The organism is Kiritimatiellia bacterium, from assembly GCA_028715905.1.
Classification (GTDB): domain Bacteria; phylum Verrucomicrobiota; class Kiritimatiellia; order JAAZAB01; family JAAZAB01; genus JAQUQV01.
The window spans coordinates 1-3,495 of the sequence record JAQUQV010000074.1; the positions used below are offsets into that span (position 1 = coordinate 1).

At 54.2% G+C, this 3,495-nt stretch carries 2 protein-coding genes; both read right to left on the reverse strand.

Going from position 1 to position 3,495, the window contains the following annotated elements:
- The coding region (locus PHP98_10805; protein MDD5484116.1) for a hypothetical protein at positions 1-256 on the reverse strand (256 nt) is incomplete at its 3' end.
- Positions 257-321: 65 nt separating this feature from the next.
- The gene (locus PHP98_10810) at positions 322-3,381 is read right to left on the reverse strand and encodes a DUF4091 domain-containing protein (protein ID MDD5484117.1); all 3,060 of its coding nucleotides are present in this window, start codon (positions 3,379-3,381) and stop codon (positions 322-324) included.
- Positions 3,382-3,495: the final 114 nt, after the last annotated feature.

The window sequence follows — 3,495 nt, forward strand, 5'->3', positions numbered from 1 at the left end:
TTGCGAACTCCCAGTCCAGCGGGGCGCTGTCGGACACGAAATGCCGATAATCCCAGTCTTTCGGATAATTCGGCGACAACTCATCCGCCATCTCAAATCCGCCGTTTTTCAGGAGATTGTATTCGTCCTGCGAATCCTGCTCCGTTTTGAGGTCTTCGGCGGACGCGGCTCCCGCTTGCAGTATCAGCAAGCCCGCCGCGATAACCGCGGAATACCGCCTCAGAACTCCGTTGATCCGGACAATTTCCTTTTTCATGATTCCCTGCGCTCCTTCATTATTTTTTCTTGCACGCGTTATTCCGCGGCGGATTTCCCCCCGCGCTATTTTCTGAACCTGAATGTCCTTGTTATGGTCCGGCTTTTGTTTTTACCGGATATTTCAATGTTTAACGCCAGATTATCCGCCCCTTCAATCCTTTGAAAGAAAGTCGCGGTTGAGCAGAACCGTCCGTCATCGCCGGCATAAACGCCCTTGGTGTTGTTGATTTTTATCTTGGCCCCCGGCTCCGCCGCTCCATAGACCTGAATCACGGCCGAGCCCCGCGTTATTTCCGCCCCGTCCGGGGGAAACGTCCAGACCAGCGCCGCCGGCTCCGCGTCAGCTTCCAATATTTCCCGGGCGATCGCGGCCCGGGCCTGACGGAACCGGACGGGGTCGTAATCAACCCGGCCCATGCCCGTGATAAGCCGGTTGCACAGCTCTTTTCCGCGCTGGGCCGGGTCAAAATCCTCCGCCGCCGCGCCGAAGCGAGTTTTGAGCTTTTTCATTTTCTCGCCCAGCGCCCATAGATACTCGTAATCTTCTATTCCATCCCGATGAGCTTCCCAGCGCAGCGAATTCAGCGGCCCGTTCTTGCCGGGATAGACAATAAAGGCGTCGCCGGGCGCCGCGATCTCTCCCTTGACGGGTTTCCCGAACGGATCATCCATATACCAGCAATTATAGCCCCAATGCAGATACCCCGCCAATTCATAGCGATAATTCAACCAATGGAACAGACGCATATGCGTGAGCGGATAATCCAGCCCGCGGTTCGGATAAAATCCGCTCCAGGGGTTGTTGCAGCTGTAATACCACAGTTCTTTCCCGCGGCGTTGCGCGTTCCTGTAGAACTCGTAAAAATTATCCAGGCAATGCAATACGGGCACCCAGACGTCCAGATCATCCCCGAAATCAAACGTGTTGATTGCGTCAATACGTTTTAAACGGGGCACAGCCTGATGAACCTTGCGCGATAACTCCTTGTAGGCTTTTATGTTTTGGGCAAACGGCTCGTCCGCCAGATGCAGCACGGCCTTGTCAATCCAGCCCTTGGATTCAAGGTGCTGCGCCAAATCTTTCAGCCGGACAAAGATTTCCTCCTCTTTCAGCAAATACGGCGTCCCGGTCTTGCGATTCCAGCCAAAACAATCCCACACATTAATGGATACTGTCCCCTTGGCGCGATCGCATATCCCGAGATGTCCCAGCTCAAGCCGGTCCGCCAAACCGTAACTCTCCAGCAGTTTGATGTAACGATCAAAATTTTTATAATCAAAGCTCAACGTCCCGTCATCTTCCCGGTAAGTCTTTATTAACGCCAAGGGAATGGGGCCGCAAATATTATTCCGGTGCGCGGCCAGGTTGGCCAGATAGGCGGGCAATATTTTCCAGTATCTTTCGTCCTCATACATTAAGCCCGTATATGCCCCCCGGGCGCCTATGGCGGTTACCGCTTTTCCGGCAAAAGGCCATTTGCTATCGTCCGTGCCGGGAAGATTCCAGCTTGCCGCGTCCGTCTTGTCCGCTGTCTGCGCGCGCCATGTATTGTCCGTTGCCAGCCTGATTTGTCCGCCGCCTTCCAGGTCAACTTCCAAGGCGGCATATACGCCGCCGGAAGATCCGGAAGGCTTTTTCATCTTCATGGCGATCAGATTCTGCCCCCGAACCAGATGTCCGCCGATATCATATGTCTTCTCTATGAACCAATCGTCCCCCCCGCCGGCTTTCGTCCCATTGACGAAGACAACATGGGAGGAGTCTCCCCGGACGATCAACCGGGCTTTTTTGCACTTGCCCGGCAGGTCAAAATTACGCCGAAAGCAAGCTTGTCCTCTGCCATGCAAAAGGGCGCGATCTCCCGATATAACCTTGGAGGCACTGGCAGGGCTCCAAATCCAGCAACCGCCGCCGTATTGGTCAAAAAAAGCCTTTTCCATATATTCTTCCGCATACCTGTTCCTGAACCAATTCACCACAAAGAGATGTTTCTCGCCGGGTATGGCGAAATCCCACACTTCCAGCTCAACCGGCACGGCAATGCCGCCGTCTCCTGAAACCACCTCCACCCGCCCTGAATATTTTCCGGCCGGCGCGTTTTTAGGCACATAAAAAGTGATCCAAATGGACTGGGTCCTGTTCGGAAACAAGGTCATTTTTTCATTATCCAAAAGCGGATCCGGAATTTCACATGGCGCGGCTTTGACCACCCGTTCCGGCGCGCTGCCGACAGAATTTTTATTGATGGGGATATAACCCGCAAAATTCCAAGTAATATTTTTTGAGGGAATTACATATTTCCCGGATTCATGGGAAAGATCGCCGGTTTTCAAAGAGAGGTTTTCAAGCGGTTTTGACCGGATATGCAGCTGCGCTGGTTCATATTCGTTTTTCGCGCATTGCACGCGAATCACCGGAGCTTCCTGGCGGGCGGGCGCCGGAGTGTCCGGGAAAACCTTGACCAGGGCGTCCTCAACCCAGACATGCGTGGTTTGCAACAGGGGCTCTTTTAAAGGAGAGAGCTTCCGCGTTCGTTCTTCCAAAATCCGGCACTGTTCCCAACATTCAGACAGCGTCTCCAATGAAGCATCGTCCTTCCCGGCCGTTTCCTCCGCCCGGTCCCAGCCCTGCCGGATTTCCGTGATTTCCCGCCGGAGTTCCTTGATTTGCATACCCTCCTCAAAAGCATCCTTATATTCCCCGCGAAGCTTGACCAATATTTTAATCTGCTCCCGGAAGTATTGTTCCAGTCCCAATTGCCGCCCGAGTTCGGCGGCCGCGCTTTGAGACAAGGCTTTTTCCATGAAAATCAAACTGCCCGCCGCTTCTTTGAAAGGCCCCTGGCTTAGAACCCAACAGGAGTTTTTAGGGCCGGAAAGCATATTGCGGGCCACATTGAGACGCCATTTTTCGCCGGCCGGCGGAACAGACTGCAACCCCTCAAACGGGATGCGCATTTCGCACATCCAGCCGTGTTCGTTAGTAACCGCTTTGGCGCTCCAGTCCCATAATTTTCCCCCGCTGTTCCAGCGGCTGCCACCGGCATTAACCACAAACTGCCTGTAGTCCGGCTGGCGCGCGGGAAAAAGGAAAAGCTCCACGCTGTCATCGCGCCAAATCATGCCTTCCTCCGCATGCGCCGTTGTCAATTTTGACGGCTCCGGATCGGCGCAATCCACCGCCACAAACAACGCCTTATCGGTCCATCCCATCCTGAAGGAAGTCTGCCGCTCATC

Coding starts and splice junctions, on each gene's coding strand:
- PHP98_10810 (MDD5484117.1), bottom strand. CDS start 3,381: ATGATTTGGCGCGATGACAGCGTGGAGCTTTTCCTTTTTCCCGCGCGC.